Origin of the sequence: Kribbella sp. NBC_00482, from assembly GCF_036013725.1 — a bacterium.
Taxonomy (GTDB): domain Bacteria; phylum Actinomycetota; class Actinomycetes; order Propionibacteriales; family Kribbellaceae; genus Kribbella.
On sequence record NZ_CP107881.1, the window covers coordinates 7,930,976 to 7,948,990 of the forward strand.

General features: G+C 69.0%; 15 protein-coding genes. 9 read left to right on the top strand and 6 right to left on the bottom strand.

All coding sequences use genetic code 11. From position 1 onward, the window contains the following. Positions 1 to 3 precede the first annotated feature (3 nt). From OHB24_RS38255 to OHB24_RS38265, 3 genes are read right to left on the bottom strand one after another with little or no spacing between them, the layout of a single operon-like run. Positions 4 to 906 carry a carbohydrate ABC transporter permease gene (locus tag OHB24_RS38255; RefSeq protein ID WP_327635827.1) on the bottom strand — a complete coding sequence of 301 codons (903 nt, stop codon included), beginning with the start codon at positions 904 to 906 and terminating at the stop codon, positions 4 to 6. Beyond that, entirely contained in the window at positions 903 to 1,811 is a 909-nt protein-coding gene (locus OHB24_RS38260) for an ABC transporter permease (RefSeq protein WP_327635828.1), read from the bottom strand. Before OHB24_RS38260 ends, OHB24_RS38255 begins: the two co-directional genes overlap by 4 nt. A gap of 46 nt (positions 1,812 to 1,857) precedes the next feature. Further along, positions 1,858 to 3,522 carry an extracellular solute-binding protein gene (locus OHB24_RS38265; RefSeq protein WP_327635829.1) on the bottom strand — a complete coding sequence of 555 codons (1,665 nt, stop codon included), beginning with the start codon at positions 3,520 to 3,522 and terminating at the stop codon, positions 1,858 to 1,860. Positions 3,523 to 3,645: 123 nt separating this feature from the next. On the opposite strand from OHB24_RS38265, the gene OHB24_RS38270 reads away from it, so the two are divergent. After that, positions 3,646 to 4,836, top strand: a complete 1,191-nt coding sequence (locus OHB24_RS38270; RefSeq protein ID WP_327635830.1) for an ROK family transcriptional regulator — start codon at positions 3,646 to 3,648, stop codon at positions 4,834 to 4,836. Between the two features lie 159 nt (positions 4,837 to 4,995). Beyond that, the gene (locus OHB24_RS38275; RefSeq protein WP_327635831.1) at positions 4,996 to 7,782 is read left to right on the top strand and encodes a glycoside hydrolase family 3 protein; all 2,787 of its coding nucleotides are present in this window, start codon (positions 4,996 to 4,998) and stop codon (positions 7,780 to 7,782) included. On the opposite strand, the gene yicI is transcribed toward OHB24_RS38275, so the two are convergent. Further along, complete coding sequence (gene yicI, locus OHB24_RS38280) at positions 7,731 to 9,962, bottom strand: alpha-xylosidase (RefSeq protein ID WP_327635832.1); 2,232 nt, start codon at positions 9,960 to 9,962, stop codon at positions 7,731 to 7,733. The two genes, OHB24_RS38275 and yicI, sit on opposite strands and share 52 nt — an antisense overlap. A gap of 123 nt (positions 9,963 to 10,085) precedes the next feature. On the opposite strand from yicI, the gene OHB24_RS38285 reads away from it, so the two are divergent. From OHB24_RS38285 to OHB24_RS38310, 6 genes are all read left to right on the top strand, one after another. Then, a complete protein-coding gene (locus OHB24_RS38285) occupies positions 10,086 to 10,763 on the top strand; it encodes a response regulator transcription factor (RefSeq protein ID WP_327635833.1) in 678 nt (225 codons plus the stop codon). A gap of 617 nt (positions 10,764 to 11,380) precedes the next feature. Next, positions 11,381 to 12,199 carry a sensor histidine kinase gene (locus OHB24_RS43390; protein ID WP_442914013.1) on the top strand — a complete coding sequence of 273 codons (819 nt, stop codon included), beginning with the start codon at positions 11,381 to 11,383 and terminating at the stop codon, positions 12,197 to 12,199. Positions 12,200 to 12,254: 55 nt separating this feature from the next. Next, a complete protein-coding gene (locus OHB24_RS38295; RefSeq protein ID WP_327635835.1) occupies positions 12,255 to 12,899 on the top strand; it encodes a LysE family translocator in 645 nt (214 codons plus the stop codon). Positions 12,900 to 12,935: 36 nt separating this feature from the next. Beyond that, positions 12,936 to 13,127, top strand: a complete 192-nt coding sequence (locus OHB24_RS38300) for a DUF1918 domain-containing protein (RefSeq protein ID WP_327635836.1) — start codon at positions 12,936 to 12,938, stop codon at positions 13,125 to 13,127. A gap of 204 nt (positions 13,128 to 13,331) precedes the next feature. Further along, positions 13,332 to 14,567, top strand: a complete 1,236-nt coding sequence (locus OHB24_RS38305; protein ID WP_327635837.1) for an HNH endonuclease signature motif containing protein — start codon at positions 13,332 to 13,334, stop codon at positions 14,565 to 14,567. Positions 14,568 to 14,665: 98 nt separating this feature from the next. After that, positions 14,666 to 15,454, top strand: a complete 789-nt coding sequence (locus OHB24_RS38310) for an SDR family oxidoreductase (RefSeq protein ID WP_327635838.1) — start codon at positions 14,666 to 14,668, stop codon at positions 15,452 to 15,454. Here OHB24_RS38310 and OHB24_RS38315 read toward each other — a convergent pair. After that, positions 15,451 to 16,053 (bottom strand): superoxide dismutase family protein, encoded by a 603-nt coding sequence (locus OHB24_RS38315; protein WP_327635839.1) that lies wholly within the window; start codon positions 16,051 to 16,053, stop codon positions 15,451 to 15,453. The genes OHB24_RS38310 and OHB24_RS38315 overlap by 4 nt on opposite strands. Before the next feature lie 63 nt (positions 16,054 to 16,116). Then, positions 16,117 to 17,013 (bottom strand): LysR family transcriptional regulator, encoded by an 897-nt coding sequence (locus OHB24_RS38320; RefSeq protein ID WP_327635840.1) that lies wholly within the window; start codon positions 17,011 to 17,013, stop codon positions 16,117 to 16,119. An 81-nt stretch (positions 17,014 to 17,094) separates the two neighbouring features. Here OHB24_RS38320 and OHB24_RS38325 point away from each other — a divergent pair, with 81 nt between their 5' ends. Next, positions 17,095 to 17,976 (top strand): DMT family transporter, encoded by an 882-nt coding sequence (locus OHB24_RS38325; protein WP_327635841.1) that lies wholly within the window; start codon positions 17,095 to 17,097, stop codon positions 17,974 to 17,976. Positions 17,977 to 18,015: the final 39 nt, after the last annotated feature.

Consider the following 18,015-nt stretch of genomic DNA (forward strand, 5'->3'; position numbering starts at 1 on the left):
ACCTCATCCCTTCACCGCGCCGATGATGACGCCCTTCTGGAAGTGCCTCTGGATGAACGGGTAGACGAGCAGGACCGGAACGATCGCGATCACCACGATCGCCATCTTGATCGCCAGACCGGGCGCCGGTGACAGGCCCGCGATGCCGGTCGCCACTCCGCCGGCACCCGTCGGCAGCGGCTGCTGCTGCACGATGTAGGTCCGCAACACCATCTGCAGCGGCCACTTGCTGTTGTCGTTGATGTACAGCAACGCGTTGAAGAACGCGTTCCAGTAACCGACCGCGTAGAACAGTCCGACCACGGCGACCACGGCCTTCGACAACGGCAGCACGATCCGCCGCAGGATCGCGAACTCGCCGGCCCCGTCGATCCGGGCACTGTCGATCAGCTCGCCCGGGATCCCCATGAAGAACGACCGCATCACGATCAGGTTGAACGCCGAGATCGCCGCCGGCAGGATCAGCGACGCGTAGTGGTCGATCAGCCCGAGCGCGTTGACCACGAGATAGCTCGGGATGATGCCCGGCCCGAACAGGAACGTGAGCAGCACGATGAACAGCAGCGGACGGTGGAACAACGATCCCGGCCGCGACAACCCGTACGCCGCCAGCACGGTGATCCCGAGGCTGAACGCCGTACCGATCACGGTGATCCCGACGCTGATCAGCAACGCCTTCGTCACCACTCCGCCGGAGAGCAACTGCACGTACGCCGCAATTGTCAGCTCCCGCGGTACGACGACCAGCCCGCCGGCTCGGGTCACGGCCTCCGTCGAGGACAGGCTCGTCACCACCACGACGTACAACGGGAACGCGACCGCCAGCGCGATCAACGCCAGCACCACCGGCTTCCCGATCCGCCCGACCGGAGTCGGTTCTTCCTCCCAGACAGCTCGTGCACTCATGACTTGGAATACACCCCCTGCTCGCCCACCATGTGGGCGAATCGGTTGGCCACCAGGACGAGAACGAGGCCGACGACACCCTTGAAAAGGCCGGCCGCGGCGCCGTAGCCGAAGTCGCCGACGAGGAGGCCCTGGTAGTAGACGTACGTGTCGAGTACCTCCGCGGCGCCGCCGCCGACGGCGCTGCGTTGCAGGATGAACTGCTCGAACCCGACCGTCAGCGCGTCACCCAGTCGCAGGATCAGCAGCAGGACGATGACCGGGCGCAGACCCGGCAGTGTGATGTGCCACAGCCGGCGCCACCGGTTCGCGCCGTCGGCCGCGGCGGACTCGTAGAGCTCCGGGCTGATGGTCGACAGCGCCGCGAGGAACACGATCATCCCCCAGCCGGCGTCCTTCCAGACAGCCTGCGCGGTGACGAGCAGGATGAACGTGTCCGGTTTCGTCATCAGGTCGACCGCCTGGTGCCCGTGGTCGCGCAAGGTCTGTGCGAGCAGGCCGGCGCCGCCGATCATCTGCTGGAACAGCGACACGACCAGCACCCAGGAGAAGAAGTGCGGCAGGTAGACGACGCCCTGGATGAGGTTGCGGAGCTTCGACGACAGGACGCTGTTCAGCAGCAGCGCCAGGGCGATCGGGATCGGGAAGAAGAACGCGAGCTGGACCGCGGTGATCGAGACGGTGTTCGCGACCGCCTTCCAGAAGGCGGGTTCGGCGAACATCCGCTGGAAGTTCCCGAACCCGATGAACTCGCTCCCGCGAATCCCGGCGTACGGCGAGTAGTCCTGGAAGGCGATCACGTTCCCGAGCGTCGGGAAGTAGTGGAAGACGCCCAGCAGAACCACCACCGGCAGGACCATCAGCAGCAGCGGCCAGTCCCGCCGTAGCCGATGCCGCAACGTCATCCCGCCGACCCGGACCGTTCGTGACCTGGCACCACGCACGCGCACCCTACCGACCGTTGTCACTGAGGACCTTCGCGTAGAACTCCCGGCCTTCGTTGCCGCCGTTGTCCTGCCACTGCTTGACGGCGGTCTTCAGCTCGCTGACCGGCTTGCGACCGCGGTAGATGTCCTGGAGGGCGTCGTCGAACGGCTGGTTCAGCGCCGCCATCTTGGCCGGTTGCTCGACCCGGATCCCGTCGAACAGGTTCTTCTCCCGGACCTTCGCGGACGCGTTCTGCCACGCGCTCATCGACTCGACGTACCCCGGGTACTCGCTCTCGGTGATCGCCGTCGGACGGCCGCCGAGGAAGATGTAGGTCTGCGAGACCTCCTTCTGTCCCAGAGCGGTGAGCTTCGGGGCACCGGACGGCTGCTTCGTGTAGTGCTTGCCCTCGACGCCGTAGTTGTAGAGCTGGTACTCCTCGGTCCCGAACGGCGCAGCCGTGTAGTTCATCACGCCGAGCAACTCCTTGACGCGCTCCTCGCCTAGCCCCTTCTTCACGAAGGTGAAGATGCCGGCGGGGTCGCCGCCCCACGTGATCGGCGTACCGCCGTCGTGCGCGAACGGCATGATCGGCTGCGGGTTGAACTTCGGGTTGACCGTCTGCTGCCGTTGCAGCGACTCGTGCCAGCCTCCCGGCCCGTTCTGCCGGATCAGGAACTTGCCGCCCTCGAACAGCGCGTTCTCGTCCGCGCCGGCGTTCGCGACCACTTCCGGGTGCACGTACCCCGACTGGAACAGCCTCCGGATGAACGCCACCGCCTCCTCGAACTGCGGTGTCTCGATCTTGTTGACCAGCTTGCCGCCGGAGTCCTTGATCCACCCGCCCGGCACTCCGAACGACCGGTGGACCTCGTCGGCGACCGAGCCGAACGCCCACCGGCCCGCCTTCGCGTCGGTCAGTTGCTTGCCCAGCGCCAGCAGGTCGTCGGAGTTCTTCGGCGGCTCCGCGCCGAGCTGGTCGAGGAGGTCCTTGCGGTACATCAGCATCCAGGGAAAGCCGTCCGACGGGAACGGCACGGCCTTCAGTTGCGAGTTCCAGACGCCGTACGCCCAGGCCCGGGTCGGCAGGTTCGCCAGCATCGGGTACGCCGACACCTTGTCGCCGGCCAGGTGCGGTGTGAGGTCCTCGAACAGCTTGTCCGCGGCCTGGCCGAACCGGGTCAGGCTGGAGATGTTCCAGCCCGGGATGCAGAGCAGCTCCGGAACGTTGCCGGCCGCAAGGATCGGTCCGAGCTTGTCACCGTAGTCGTTGCCGTTCAGGATGTTGAACTTGACCGGCGCGCCGATCCGTTCGTTGTTCGCCTCGAAGTACGAATTGCCGGCCAGCGGCGGGATCGGGCTCCACAGCGGCGTCATCGCGGTCACTTGCTTGCCGCTCGGCACCATCTTGTCCGGCACCGCCCGCTTGAGCTCGGCCGGGTAGTGCGAGTAGCCCGGCGAAGCGCCGTTCTCGCCCGGCAGGTCCGGCTTGACCGACTCGTACGGGGTGTACTTCGGCAGCAGGCCGGACAGCTTGTCCTCGGTCTCGGCGCGGCCCGTCGTACTGGACCCCGAACTGCCGTCCGAGCATCCGGTCAGCGTCGCCCCGCCCGCGGCCGCCGCGGCGCCGGCGCCGAGCAGGGAGATGAAGGTGCGGCGGCTGGTGCCGCCGATCACTGGTCGGGTCACGATGCATCCCCTAGACTTAGTTGGGCTGGTAGCCAAACAAATTAACGCAGAGGCGACAGCTCGACAAGGTGTAGAACTGACCAAGACCCAACTTCGGCGGCACAGTTTTCGACGGGACGGACCTTGATCACACAGACCGCGGACCACACCGACATCCGCGCCACCAACCTGGCGGCGGTGCTCGGCTACCTGCGCCGCGAAGCCCCCTGCTCGCGGGCCGCGATCGCGGCCGGGACCGGGCTGAACAAGGCGACCGTGACGAGCATCGTCGGCGAGCTGCTCGAGCGCCGGCTGGTCCGCGAGACCCAGCAGACCCAGAACCACGTCGGCCGCCCGGCGACGCTGCTCGTGCTCGACGGTTCGGCGTACGCGACGATCGGGCTCGAGGTCGGCGCCCGCGGCCTGACCGCGCTCGCCTGCGACGCGGCCGGTGAGCAGATCCTGCGCTGGCATCGCGCCGGACCGGGCGTCGACGCCGGCCCGGCGAAGACCATCGCCGCCGTGGTCGCGCTGGCCCGCCGGGCGATCACGACCGTGCAGTCCTCCGGCCGGCAGGTCCTCGGCATCACGGTCGGCGTACCCGGCCTGGTCAATCGCGACGGCGCCGTCGTACTCGCCGCCGGACTCGGCTGGAGGGACGTACCACTGCGGGCCGAGCTCGCGGAGGCGCTCGGACGGCCCGACATCCCGGTGACGGTCGACAACGACGCGTCGCTGGGCGTGCTGGCCGAGCACCTCTACGGCCCCTACGCCGGTACGCCGAACCTCATCCAGCTCACCGGTGACACGGGAGTCGGCGCGGGCATCATCGCCGACGGCCGGCCGCTCGCGGGACATCTCGGGTACGTCGGCGAGATCGGGCACCTGTGCCTGGTCCCGGACGGACCGGCCTGTGGTTGCGGACGCCGCGGATGTCTCGAGGCGCTCGCCGGCCTGCCGGCGATCCTGGAGCAGGTCGACGGCAGCATCGACGACGACCCGCAGCACCAGCTCGAGACGCTGATCCGGCGCGCCGACACCCAGGACGCCGCCGTCACCAAGGTGCTCGCCGAGGCCGGAACCCACCTCGGCCAGGGCATCGCGGCGTTGGTCAACATCCTCAATCCCGAGGTCGTGCTGCTGGGCGGCGCCTACGCCCTGCTCGCCGAGCACCTCGCCCCGGCCATCGACAAGGCGCTCCGGGACGCCAGCATCGCCCCCGACGCCGGCGGCTGCACCGTGGCCGCGTCCACCTTCCCGCACACCGCCACTCCCCTGGGCGCCACCGCCCACGCCCTCACCCCGGTGACCAGCGGACGGCTGCCGGCCCGCTGAGTGCACCGGAAAGCGTTACCCCTCCCGCATTCAGGCCTTGACCATCAGCGCCTGGGATGCCACTCTCTGTTCACGCCCGTCTGTCGAAGCGCTTCGATCAGCTTCCGCCGCTCGGTTGAATCGAAGCGCTTCGACACCAGCCCGTGGAGTCGACCGCCGATGAGTACTCCAGCTCCTCCTCCCCCCTTCCGCGACCCGGCCCGGCCGATCGACGCGCGGATCGACGACCTCCTCGCCCGGCTCACCCCGGACGAGAAGATCGCGTTCCTGCACCAGCACCAGCCGCCCGTCGCGCGGCTGGGTCTGGACGCGTTCCGCACCGGCACCGAGGCCCTGCACGGTGTCGCCTGGCACGGTCCGGCGACGGTGTTCCCGCAGGCGATCGGCCTGGCCACGAGCTGGAGCCCCGACCTCGTGCACGCGGTCGGCGCGGCGGTCGGGGACGAGGTCCGGGTGTTCCACCGGAAGGACCCGGTCGGCGTCGGCCTCAACGTCTGGGCGCCGGTCGTCAACCCGTTGCGCGACCCGCGCTGGGGCCGCAACGAGGAGGGGTACGCCGAGGACTCCTGGCTGACCGGGATGATCGCGACCGCGTACGGACACGGGCTGGCCGGCGACGACCCGACGTACCTGAAGACCGCTCCGACGCTGAAGCATTTCCTCGCCTACAACAACGAGACCGACCGGTGCACGACGTCGAGCAACCTGCCACCGCGGGTCCTGCACGACTACGAGTTGCCGGCGTTCCGCGCGCCGATCGAAGCGGGTGCAGCCGTCGCGGTGATGCCGTCGTACAACCTGGTGAACGGACGGCCCGCCCACCTCAGCCCGCTGATCAACGACGTACTTCGCACGTGGACGACCGACGAGGTGCTGGTCGTCAGTGACGCCTATGCACCGGCCAACCTGTTCGGCCTGCAGCAGTACCTGCCCGACGGACCGACCGGGTACGCCGCCGCGCTGAAGGCGGGTGTGGACAGCTTCACCCAGGACGGCGCCGACGCCACTCCGACCATCGAGCGGTTGACGACGGCGCTCGACCGCGGGCTGATCACGGCAGCGGATCTCGACACCGCCGTACGGCGAGCGCTCGCGATCCGGTTCCGGCTGGGCGAATTCGACCCGCCCGAACTCGATCCGTACCGGGCGCTCGAACCCGAGCTGGTCAACTGCCCGACCCACCGCCTACTCGCCCAGGACGCGGCGCGCCAGGCGATCGTGCTGCTCAAGCACGAATGCCAGGTCCTGCCGCTCAGTGCATCGACCCGCGTCGCCGTGGTCGGCCCACTCGCGGGCACGCTCTCGGAGGACTGGTACGCCGGGACCCTCCCCTATCAGGTGACCGCTCTGGACGGGATCAAGGAACGACTCAGCGAGGTCGAGTACTGCGAGGGCGTCGATCGGATCACGCTCCGGATCGCGGGCTCGGCGTCGTACCTCTGCGTCGGCGCCGACGCGGTGCTGCGGACCAGTACCGACGCCGGCGAGTTCGATCTCTTCGACTGGGGTGGCAACGCGTGGGCGCTGCGCTCGGTGCGGAACGGCCGGCATCTGACCGCGACCGACGACGGTGAACTGGTTGCGGATCAGCCCGGCCCGAACGGCTGGGAGGTCAAGCAGACCTTCAGGCTCGTGCGGTGCTCGAACACCCTCCTGGTCCAGCACCTGCACAGCGGCCGGTACCTCCAGGTCGACTCGAACGGCGCGGTCGCCCTGGCGGATGACGGGACCGCGTTCGAGCTCGACATCGTGGTCGACGGCGCGGCGGCGGCGGCCGAGCTGGCCGCCCGCGCCGACGTCACGATCGTTGTCGCGGGCAACCACCCGCTGGTGAACGGTCGCGAGACCGAGGACCGGGAGACCCTGGACCTGCCGCCGGCGCAGGACCGTCTGATCCGGCAGGTGCACGCGGCGAACCCGCGGACGGTGCTGGTCCTGAGCAGCAGCTACCCGTACGCGATCGGCTGGGCGCAGCAGCACCTCCCGGCGATCCTGTGGTCCGCGCACGGCGGCCAGGAGTACGGTCGCGCGCTCGCCGACGTACTCTTCGGCGATCACGACCCGGCGGGGCGGCTGACCCAGACCTGGTACCACTCCGCCGCGGACCTGCCCGGGCTGCTCGACTACGACATCATCGCGACGGACGCGACGTACCTGTACTACCGCGGCACGCCGCTCTACCCCTTCGGCCACGGCCTCAGCTACACCACCTTCGCGTACGGCGACCTGCAGCTGAGCGCACCGTCCGTCTCGGCGGACGGCGAGGTCCGCGTCACGTTCACCGTTACGAACACAGGTGATCGCCCGGGGACGGAGCTTGCTCAGCTGTACACACGGCAGCAGCGCTCGCGGGTCAAGCAACCGCTGCGGCAGCTGCGTGGCTTCCGCCGAGTGACGCTGGAACCGGGCGAGACCGTGGAGGTCGAACTGACCGTTGCCGCTGCGGACCTCAGTTTCTGGGACGTGACGCGGGACCGCCGCTGTGTCGAGACCGGGCGCCACAGCATCATGGTCGGCCGATCCAGCACCGATCTCCGCCTCACCACGACGCTCGATGTGCGCGGCGAGCGGATCCCGCCCCGAACACTCGCCCGCCTCGCCGCGACGAGCTTCGACGACTACTGCGCCATCACGCTGACGACAGCATCACGCGACCGCGGCGACGCGGTCCGCTCGCTGGAACCGCAAGCCTGGTTGGCCTTCGACGACATCCTGCTCGAGCCGACGACGTACCAGGCCCAGGTCGCCAACCGCGGCGACCGACCCGCGACGATCGAGCTCCGCCTGGACGATCCCCTGCACGGTGAGCTCCTGAGCACCGTGCAGGTGTCACCGGCGGACGAGCTCGTCGCGATCGCGGGCGAGCTCGCCCCGGTGACCGGCGTACACACGCTCTACGCGGTGTTCTCCGCAGCCGACGTCGTCTTGGAGAGCTTGACGGTATAGCGCTCGCAGGTGCCCTCGATCACGCGTGACTCGACCTCGCCGGCCCGGTACGCCAGCTCGATCACAACGTCTCCGAGCGCGACTGTTGTGACCTGACCGTCAGCCGGCTCGAACCACCGCAGTTCGACCCCGTCTGCCCAGTCGTACTCAGGCCGGTCGTCGACGGCGCCGATCGGGATCACCGCACCCTCCCGCACGAACAGCGGCACGGAGTCGAACCCGTGCGTCTGCTGCACCCACGCCGGACCGTTCACCACCTCACCGGTCAGCAGCGACGTCCAACGCCCGCGAGGCAGGTAGAACGAGACCTCGTTGTCGAAGCTCATCACCGGCGCGACGAGCAGGTCCGGTCCCAGCAGGTACTGACGGTCCAGATAGGCCGCCGCGGGATCGTCCGGGAACTCCAGCACCATCGGCCGCATCATCGGCACCCCGTCCCGATGCGCCTCTTCGGCGGCCGCGACCAGATACGGCATCAACGACAGCTTCAGCTTGGTGAACTTCCGCAGTACGTCGACCGCCTCCTCGTCGAACGCCCACGGCACACGGTACGACGACGAGCCGTGCAGCCGCGAGTGCGACGAGAGCAGCCCGAACGCCACCCAGCGCTTGAAGATCGCGGGATCCGGCGTGCCCTCGAACCCGCCGATGTCGTGACTCCAGTAGCCGAATCCCGACGACGCCAGAGACAACCCGCCACGCAGCGATTCCGCCATCGCCTCGAACGTCGACTCGCAGTCGCCGCCCCAGTGCACCGGGAACTGCTGCCCGCCGGCGGTGGCCGAGCGCGCGAAGAGGACCGCGTCGCCCGAGCCCCGGTTCTCCTCCAGCAGACCGAACACAGCCGCGTTGTAGAGCTGTGCGTAGTAGTTGTGCATCCGCTCCGGGTCGGAACCGTCGTACCAGGCGACATCGGTCGGGATGCGCTCGCCGAAGTCGGTCTTGAAGCAGTCGACGCCGATGTCGATCAGGGCCTGCAGCTTCGAGCGGAACCACGCGGTCGCGTCCGGGTTGGTGAAGTCGACGATCGCCATCCCGGCCTGCCACAGGTCCCATTGCCAGACCGAGCCGTCCGGGCGCTTCAGCAGGTACCCGAGCCGGCGGCCCTCCTCGAACAGCACCGAGCGCTGCGCGATGTACGGGTTGATCCACAGACTGACCCGCAGACCGCGCTCCTTGAGGCGGCGGACCATCCCGGCCGGATCCGGGAACGCGATCGGGTCCCAGACGAAGTCGCACCAGTGGAACTGCCGCATCCAGAAACAGTCGAAATGGAAGACGCTCAGCGGCAGGTCCCGCGCCGCCATCCCGTCGACGAACGCGCTCGTCGTCTCCTCGGTGTAGTCCGTCGTGAACGAGGTCGACAGCCACAACCCCATCGACCAGGCGGGCACGCGGGCGGGTCGTCCGGTGAGGGCGGTGTAGCGGCGCAGCACGTCCTTCGGCGTCGGGCCGGCGAAGACGTAGTACCCGAGCTCCTCGCCTTCGACGCTGAACTGGTTGCGGGACGTGACCTCCGAGCCGACCTCGAACGACACGTGGGCAGGGTTGTCGACAAGTACGCCGTACCCCTTGCTGCTCAGATAGAACGGGACGTTCTTGTACGCCTGCTCGCTCGACGTACCGCCGTCGGCGTTCCAACTGTCGACCACCTGACCGTTCTTGACGAACGCGCCGAACCGCTCGCCCAGCCCGTAGATCGTCTCGCCGACCCCGAGCGCCAGCTGCTCGTGCACGTAATGCTTGCCGTCGGCATCGGTGATCAGGCCGACGCTGCGCTCTCCGGAGTTGGTCAGCGGCTTGCCGTCCTGCTCGAACCGCACGTCCCACGGCCCCTCGAGCGCGATCACCACGCTCAGCTCGCCGGAGGTCAGCCGCGCCTCGGTCGCGCCGACCTCGACCTTCACCGGGTGCTCGTCATCGGCGTTCAGCCGGTACGACGGTCGCGCGGGCAACCCGCCGAGATGGCGCGCGATCCGGACGCCGATCACGCCGCGCGCCGGCGAGGAGAACCTCACCGTGAACATCGGCTGGTTGAGCGTGTCCCCGCGCCGTTCGATCCGCCGGGCCGGCGCGAACACGGTCAAGTCGCGCTCCCCGGCCTGCACACTCTCGACCTCGGCCGGCCGCAACCGGGTCAGCCCCGCCCGCAACTGCCAGTACCCATCGGTGAACTTCATTCGTGGACAGCCTCTCTCGGCGGGGTTGTCGAAGCGCTTCGACAACGGTAGGTACGCCAACTTCACGACGTCAAGTTGTGGCCTCTCAGGGGATTCTCAGCGGTCTGCGGCGAGACTGTGAGAATGCGAGTGCTGATGGTCGAGGACGAACTGCGGCTGGCCGACACGGTGCACCGTGGGCTGACCGACGCCGGCTTCCTGGTGGAGCTGGTACACGACGGCGAGAACGCGGTGTGGGCCGCGACCGAGCACAACTACGACGTGATCGTGCTGGACATCATGTTGCCGAAGCTGAACGGGTACCGGGTGCTCGAACTGCTGCGGGCGCGCGGGATCTGGACGCCGGTGCTGATGCTGACCGCGAAGGACGGCGAGTACGACCAGACCGACGCCTTCGATCTCGGCGCGGACGACTACCTGACCAAGCCGTTCAGCTTCCTGGTCCTGGTCGCTCGGCTGCGGGCGCTGATCCGGCGCGGCGGCCCGGAGCGCCCGGTGGTGCTGACGGCCGGCGACCTGACGCTCGACGTGTCCCGGCGGCGGGTGGAGCGCGACGGGCGGGAGATCACGCTCACGCCCCGCGAGTACGGGCTCCTGGAGTTCCTGATGCGGCACCGCGGGGACACCGTCAGCAAGGCGGAGATCCTGGCCGGGGTCTGGGACCCGGCCTTCGACGGCGACCCGAACGTCGTCGAGGTCTACGTCCGGTACCTGCGGAAGAAGATCGACACCCCGTTCGCCCGGCACGCCATCGAGACCATCCGCGGGATGGGCTACCGAATGAACCCAGAGGGCGGCTGAGCGAGACCTGAGAGAATTGGTATGTGAGCACGGTGGTGCGACGTCGCGTCGACGGGTGGTACCGGACCGCCGGCGGTCTCCGGCAGGCAAGTGTGCGCAGCCGCTCGACCGCGGCCGCGGTGATCGTGGTCGCCGTCGCGCTGATGCTCGGCTCGGCCGCCCTACTGCTGCTCCTTCAGCGCGCACTGATCACTGAGGTGTCCGACGCCGCCGACGGCCGCGCCGGCGACATCGCCAGACAGGTCGGCGCGAAGGGTACGGCGGGACTCACCGACGACCTCGCCGAGACCACGCGCGCCGGCCAACTGATCCAGGTGCTCGACCCGTCCGGCCGGGTCGTCGCGGCCTCGTCGACCCGGGTCGACAGCACTCCGCTGACCGATTTCCGCCCACCGGCCGGCGCGCTGCTCCGCGCTCAGGTCGGTGAGATGCCGCTGATCGACGACGACCACTCGTTCCTGATCGTCGCGCAGGGAGCGGCGTACGACGGCCGCACGTACACGGTCGTGGTCGCAGCGTCCGTGGAGACCCAACGGCAGACAGTCGTGACAGTGGCGAAGTACCTGGCGATCGGGTTCCCGGCGTTGCTGATCGTGGTCGGTGTCGCCGGGTGGCTGATGGTCGGGCAGGCGCTGCGGCCGGTGGAACGGATCCGCGGCCGGGTGCAGCGCATCGGGACCCGGGACCTGACCGAGCGGGTCCCGGTGCCGCAGACCCGGGACGAGATCGCGCGGCTCGCGGTGACGATGAACGAGATGCTCGACCGGCTGGAGACCGGGCAGGCGACGCAGAGGGCGTTCGTGGCGGACGCCAGCCACGAGTTGCGGTCGCCGCTGGCCACTCTGACGGCGGCGCTGGAGGTCATCGAGGCGGACACCACCGGGCAGGCGTGGCACGAGCTGCGTCAGGTGATGGCGTCCGAGACCGACCGGATGCGGCAGTTGGTCGAGGACCTCCTGCTACTCGCGAAGGCCGACGACACCGGGATCCGGATGCGGCAGGTCGACGTGGATCTCGACGACCTGGTCGCGGCCGAGATCCAGCGGCTGCGGAGTTCGGCGCCTGACCTGACGGTGACGGGCGACGTCCATCCGGTCCGGGTCGTCGGCGATCCGGCCCGCTTGAGCCAGGTACTGCGGAACCTCGTCGACAACGCCGCCCGCGCCGCACACACCAAGGTGCACCTGGCCACGGCCGAGCAGAACGGGTCCGCGATCATCACGGTGTCGGACGACGGCGATGGAATCCCCGAGCAGGACCGGCAGCGCGTCTTCGAACGCTTCGTCCGCCTGGACACCAGCCGCTCCCGCGCGAGCGGCGGCTCCGGCCTCGGCCTGTCCATCGCCCGCGAAATCACCCGGGCCCACAACGGCACCATCACCCTGACCTCCTCAGATACCGGCGGCACAACGGCCAGCGTCTCCCTCCCGAACTGACCACAGTCCGAAATCCCGGGCGACCCGGCGGCACGCCTGGGTCAGGATGGAACGTATGGACGTCTCGGTGGTGCTCGGATTCCTTGTCGCGGTCTTCCTGGTCAGCGTCGTACCAGGACCGGACATGCTGTTCATCGTCGCGAACGCGGCGGTCGGCGGACGTCGTACCGGGGTCGTCGCGGCGGCCGGGATGTCGACGGGCCTGGCAGTGCACAGCGTCGCGGCAGCACTCGGGCTGGGTGCGTTGATCCAGGCGGCGCCGCAGGTCCTGAACGGCGTACGGATCGCGGGAGCGGCGTTCCTGCTCTACCTGGCCTATCTGACCTGGCGTGCGAGCCGGGAGGAGTTCGGGGCGCCTGAGGACGCGCCGCAGTTGCCCCAGCGGACGCTGCGCCGGACGTACCTGATGGCGACCCTCACCAATCTGGCGAATCCGAAGGTGATCCTGTTCTACCTCGCATTCGTACCGCAGTTCATCACGACCGGGAGCGGTAGCTGGCCGGTGACGGTCCAGTTCCTGGTGCTCGGGGCGGTGTTCATCCTGGTCGGTTTCCCCGTCGACGCGAGCGCGGCGCTGCTGGCCGGGACGCTCACCGAGAGGTTCTTCCGTACCGGGAGCAGGATCCGCCGGCGGCTCGAGCGCGTCACGGCGGCGATCTTCGCGGGGCTCGCAGCCCGACTCGCCATCGACATCCACTGAGGAGTGGACCAAGCTGGGGTGGAGGAGGTGGGTTTGGTGAAAGCTGCAGCAGGGGATCAGGTCGTGGTGGAGAGCAGCCACCTGTCGGCACACCGGCGCGAAGGGCAGATCGTCGAAGTACACGATCCGAACGGCGCACCGCCGTACCTCGTGCACTGGACAGACACCGACACCGAGTCACTGTTCTTCCCAGGTCCGGACGCCCACATCGTCCACACCAGTAGCTAGAAGGGCGCTGAACCAGGCCGGCTTGGGAGAGTCGTACGAACTGGGCCCGCGCTCGCCCTCCCAAGCCGCGAAGGACGCATGGTTGCTCCTGGCATCCGTTTCGCCTGTGGATAAGTTGACATGAAGTTGCCAATGGCGGGATCCCTTGTAGATAAGGGATGTGCGGGGCGAAAACTGTCCGTGGGTGTGGCTAGGGTCTTGGGTATGGCGATCTTGGATGAGCGGCCGGTCTGGTCGATGAGCGGCGGCGAGAAGCTGTCGGCTCTCGACGCGGCGCACGCCGAGATCGCCCGTCTCCAGGTGCGCTGCCTGCACCTGTCGGCCGGCCTCGACGCCGACGGCTATGCCCAGGAGATCGGCGCCCGCGACACCGTGCAACTGCTCTCGGTCCGCTACCGTCTGGATCCCGCCGACGTACGCCGGGACCTCCGCCTGGCTCGCGCCTTGCCCAAGTACCAGGCCGTGACCGCGGCCCTCGGCACCGGTCGCCCGGCCGACTCCGAGAGCGCCCGGACGACGATGAACCTGGGACAGGCCAACGCGATCGTGTCGGCACTCGAGAAGGTGCCGACTTCGGCCGGCGTGCCGGTCGAGGATCTGCGCGTCGCCGAGGAGGCCATGGTCGAGGCAGCCGGCCTGCTCCCGCCGGCCGACCTGCGCACTCTCGGCAAGGAGATGCGCGAACGGCTCGACACCGACGGCCCCGAACCCCGCGGCGACGAGGATGCGGCGTCCTCCCGTGAGGCTCTGTGGATCAAGCCCGCCGATCGCGGCGTCAGCTTCGGCGGCTACCTCGCCGACGAGAACGCCGAACTCTTCCAGACCCTGATCTTCGCCGGCGCCAAACCGCACAAGACCCCCGACGGCGAGCGCGACCCGCGTCCGCGCAGCAAGCGGCAGGCCGACGCCCTCACAGCGATCCTCACGACCGCTGCGGGCGCCGGATCCGCCGTGCCGGGCCACGGAGAGATCAAGCCACACATCACCGTCACCATCGACCTGGAAGACCTCAAGGGCGCCACCGACACCCGCGGCCGCGGCGACCTGGTCCACGGCGACACGCTCTCTGCCGCAGCCGTACGACGACTCGCCTGCGACGCCGGCATCATCCCCCTGGTCCTCGGCTCCAACTCCGAGCCCCTCGACGTCGGAGCCGAACACCGCTTCGTCACCCGCGCTATCCGCCAGGCTCTCAACGCCCGCGACAAAGGCTGCATCGCCTGCGGCGCACCGCCGGCCATGTCTGAGGCCCACCACATCACCCACTGGGCCGACGGCGGCCCCACCTCCCTCGAAAACCTCGCCCTCCTGTGCAAACGCGATCACATCAACGTCCACCGGGGCCACCTCACCATCCACCCGAACAACGGCCACCCCACCATCAACCGCCCCACCTGGTCCGACCCCGACCCACCCCCCGCCCTGGCCCACCCGGCCTGACTCTCACTCACAACCCGGCCATACGGTCTAGGGGGCTCCTCGCAGATCTCGGACAATCCGCTTGCCGGGCGGGCGAGCGTTCCAGCAGGATCGCTGGCATGACCGAGACAGCGGCCCAGTCAGGGACTCAGCCAGCAGTCCGTCCAGTCGCCCTCGTCACCGGTGTCGGTCGTACCGTCGGTATCGGTGCCGGCATCGCCCGTCGGCTTGCCGTCTCAGGCTGGGACATCGCCTTCAGCTACTGGACGGCGTACGACGACCGCATGCGATGGGGCGTGCAGTCCGGTGCCACGGACGAGATCGTGAAGGAGCTCGGCGACCTCGGCGCGACTGTGGCGCCGATCGAGGCCGACCTCGTCGACCCAGCGGCTCCGGAGCAGATCTTCACCGCCGCCGAGCAGCAGCTGGGCAAGGTCACCGCGCTGGTGATGTGTCACTGCGAGTCCGTCGGCTCCAGCATCCTCGACACGACCATCGAGAGCTTCGACCGGCACTTCGCCGTCAACGCCCGTGCGACCTGGCTGCTGATCCGCGAGTTCGCCCAGCGCTTCACCGGAACCCACGGCACCGGCCGGATCGTCGCCCTGACCAGCGACCACACCGTCCACAATCTCCCGTACGGCGCCAGCAAGGCCGCGCTCGACCGCATCACCCTCGCGGCGGCGCACGAACTGTCCGACCTGGGTATCACCGCGAACGTGATCAACCCCGGCCCGATCGACACCGGGTGGATGACCGACGAGGTCCGCGCCGCCTGCCTCCGGCAAACCCCACTTGGCCGCCTCGGCACCCCTCAGGACACCGCGCACCTCGTCGACTTCCTCTGCTCACCCCAAGGCCAGTGGATCAACGCCCAACTCCTGAAGAGCAACGGCGGCTCGGCCTAGTTCCAGGCCAGCGGGAGGCAGGCGAGGCGGGCGCCGGCGGTGCCGTGGTGGTCGGTCGCGTGTTCGTGAATGACGATGGATCGGTCGCCTGGTTTCGGCGCGAAGGGTACGGAGGCCGACGCGTTCGCTGCGCCGCTCGGGCTGACGGTGAAGTCGAGCCAGATCTCGCGCTCGTGGTCGGCGCGTACCGGCTTGCGGCCGTTGATCACGTCGGTGTTGTAGTGCGGTCCGGCGGCGGCGCCGTCGCCGGCCACGCACGGGCCGGTGTGCAGGTGGGCGCCGAACGTGCGGCCGGCCGCCGTACGCCCGACTCCGGTCACTTTCAGGCGAACGGTGGTTCGCGCGCCCTGCGACCTCATCACGACCACCGCCCGTCCACGCTCGAACGGCCCGTGTGGCGCCAGCACACGCAGCGGCCCGTTGCTCGTCGCCACGTCGGACTCCCCTGCCAGTGGGATCGCGACTTCACCCCGCGGTACGCCGGGCGGCCGACCCTGTGCGTCCGCCGCCGGCCCGGCGATCGCGCCGACCGCCCAGAACGCTCCGACTGCCCCTAGCACTCCGACCACAGCGAGCACACCGCGCACAGTTCCTGTCATGTCTCCCTCTCCGGACCCGAACCACTGCCCCGGGCGGGGTGACAGCGAACTGCCGCGAGGCTATCAAGCACTCGGCTTCCGTACTGTCGCCGCCGCGGCCTGAAGGTTGGCGAGTGTCGTGCGCACCGCCCGCCGAGCAGTCCGCTCCGGCCGATGAAGGGCATCGATGTGCCGCCGCGCGTGCACGCCCCGCATCGGAAGGAGTACGACGCCCGGATGCGAACGGGCCGTCCAGCGCGGGATCAGCGCCAGCCCGGCACCTGCGGCAACCAGCTCGGTGACCACGGTGAACTCGTTCACGCGGTGGACCAGTTCGAGCCGGTGGTTGGCCGCCGCCCCGATCGCCTCGATCGTCGCCATCAACGGAAACCCGTCGTGCACCGTGATCCACGGCTCGTCCGCCACGTCCCGCGGCGACAGCGAGCGCTTCGACGCCAACCGATGATCAGCAGGTACGGCGACGTCCAACGGCTCATGCAGCAACGGCGTGACCGCAACGGTCCGCGGCCAGGCGTCGGCATGATCCAGCCGATGCGCCAGCACCACGTCGTACTCCCGGGTCAACGGTGGGAACTCGTCCTGCGGCACATCCTCATCGTGCAGGCTGACCCGCGGCCCGTCCCCCGCCCGCAACAGCGACGGGAAGAACGCCGCGGCCGCGCTGTGGAACGCGGCGACCGACACGACCGCATCCGGCTGCTCGGCAAAGTCATCGACCACCTGCCGGGCCCGCGCCAGCGCTGACTCCACGTCCGCAGCCGCCCCGGCCAACGCGCGCCCGGCCGCTGTGAGCACGACCCGGCGGCCGTCGCGTTCGGTCAGGGGCACTGGCATTGACCGCTGCAGCAATCGCAGCTGTTGTGAGATCGCCGACGGCGTCACGAGCAGCGCCTCCGCGGCCGCTGTCACGCTGCCCAGCTCGCCGACTTCCCGGAGCACCCGCAACTGTCGTTCGTCCATCCAAATACATTAGCTGTCCTACAGCATTACTGAAGACATTGGTACTTGGCTTCAACGTCGCGATCCCTCACCGTTGAACCCGTGCCCGGATCCCGCCGTACCGATCTCGTCCTGCTGCTGGTCGCCGTCGTCTGGGGTTCGAGCTATCTCGCCGCCAAGACCGCGACCAGCAGCGCACCGGTGCTGACTGTGCTGTTCCTCCGCTACGGCATCTCCGGGCTCGCCCTTGTCCCGTTGGTTCGCGGCATCACCCGGAAGGAGCTGAAGGCCGGGCTGATCCTCGGCCTCACGCAGGCGTCGGTCCTGGTGCTGGAGACGTACGGCGTGACGCACACCAGCGCCGCCAACGCCGGACTGATCATCAGCCTCACGCTGGTCCTCACGCCGCTGCTCGACGGTCGCGGGCTGCCGCCGCGGTTCTATCTCGCGGCCGGGGTCTGCATGGTCGCCGTCGGACTGCTGATGTCCGCCGACGGCCTCCACTCCCCCGGCACCGGCGACCTGCTCATGCTCGCCGCCGCCGTCGTCCGCGCGGGTCACGTCACCCTCGTCGGACGGCTCTCCGTCGGTGTGCGCCCGTTGCAGTTGACGACAGTCCAGACCCTCGTCGGTACGGCGATGTTCGTGGTGCCCGCCGTACCGCATCTGCCGACGCACGCCGGTGTCGGCACCTGGCTGCAGATGGTCTACCTCGCCCTGTTCTGCAGCGTCTTCGCCTTCCTCGCCCAGACGTGGGCGGTCCAACGCACGTCCGCCAGCCGAGCCAGCCTGCTACTCGGCACCGAGCCGATCTGGGCCGTTGCCATCGGCATCAGCCTGGGCAACGAACGTCTCACCGTCCCGGCCGTCATCGGCGCCGCCCTCATGCTGGTCGGCACCACCTGGGGCCAGTCCATCGAACGCGCCCACCGCGAATCAGCACCCGAGCGTATCCACAGGGCGGACGCAGCCGCGGCGGGATGATCCGGTGATGCCCGATGATAGGGACTCGTCGGGGAGGTG

Excerpts from the sequence above, each read along its gene's own strand:
- OHB24_RS38255 (WP_327635827.1), bottom strand. The coding sequence starts at position 906 with ATGAGTGCACGAGCTGTCTGGGAGGAAGAACCGACTCCGGTCGGGCGG.
- OHB24_RS38260 (WP_327635828.1), bottom strand. The coding sequence starts at position 1,811 with ATGACGTTGCGGCATCGGCTACGGCGGGACTGGCCGCTGCTGCTGATG.
- OHB24_RS38275 (WP_327635831.1), top strand. The coding sequence starts at position 4,996 with ATGAGTACTCCAGCTCCTCCTCCCCCCTTCCGCGACCCGGCCCGGCCG.
- yicI (WP_327635832.1), bottom strand. The coding sequence starts at position 9,962 with ATGAAGTTCACCGATGGGTACTGGCAGTTGCGGGCGGGGCTGACCCGG.
- OHB24_RS38285 (WP_327635833.1), top strand. The coding sequence starts at position 10,086 with ATGCGAGTGCTGATGGTCGAGGACGAACTGCGGCTGGCCGACACGGTG.
- OHB24_RS43390 (WP_442914013.1), top strand. The coding sequence starts at position 11,381 with ATGGTCGGGCAGGCGCTGCGGCCGGTGGAACGGATCCGCGGCCGGGTG.
- OHB24_RS38295 (WP_327635835.1), top strand. The coding sequence starts at position 12,255 with ATGGACGTCTCGGTGGTGCTCGGATTCCTTGTCGCGGTCTTCCTGGTC.
- OHB24_RS38305 (WP_327635837.1), top strand. The coding sequence starts at position 13,332 with ATGGCGATCTTGGATGAGCGGCCGGTCTGGTCGATGAGCGGCGGCGAG.
- OHB24_RS38310 (WP_327635838.1), top strand. The coding sequence starts at position 14,666 with ATGACCGAGACAGCGGCCCAGTCAGGGACTCAGCCAGCAGTCCGTCCA.
- OHB24_RS38315 (WP_327635839.1), bottom strand. The coding sequence starts at position 16,053 with ATGACAGGAACTGTGCGCGGTGTGCTCGCTGTGGTCGGAGTGCTAGGG.
- OHB24_RS38320 (WP_327635840.1), bottom strand. The coding sequence starts at position 17,013 with ATGGACGAACGACAGTTGCGGGTGCTCCGGGAAGTCGGCGAGCTGGGC.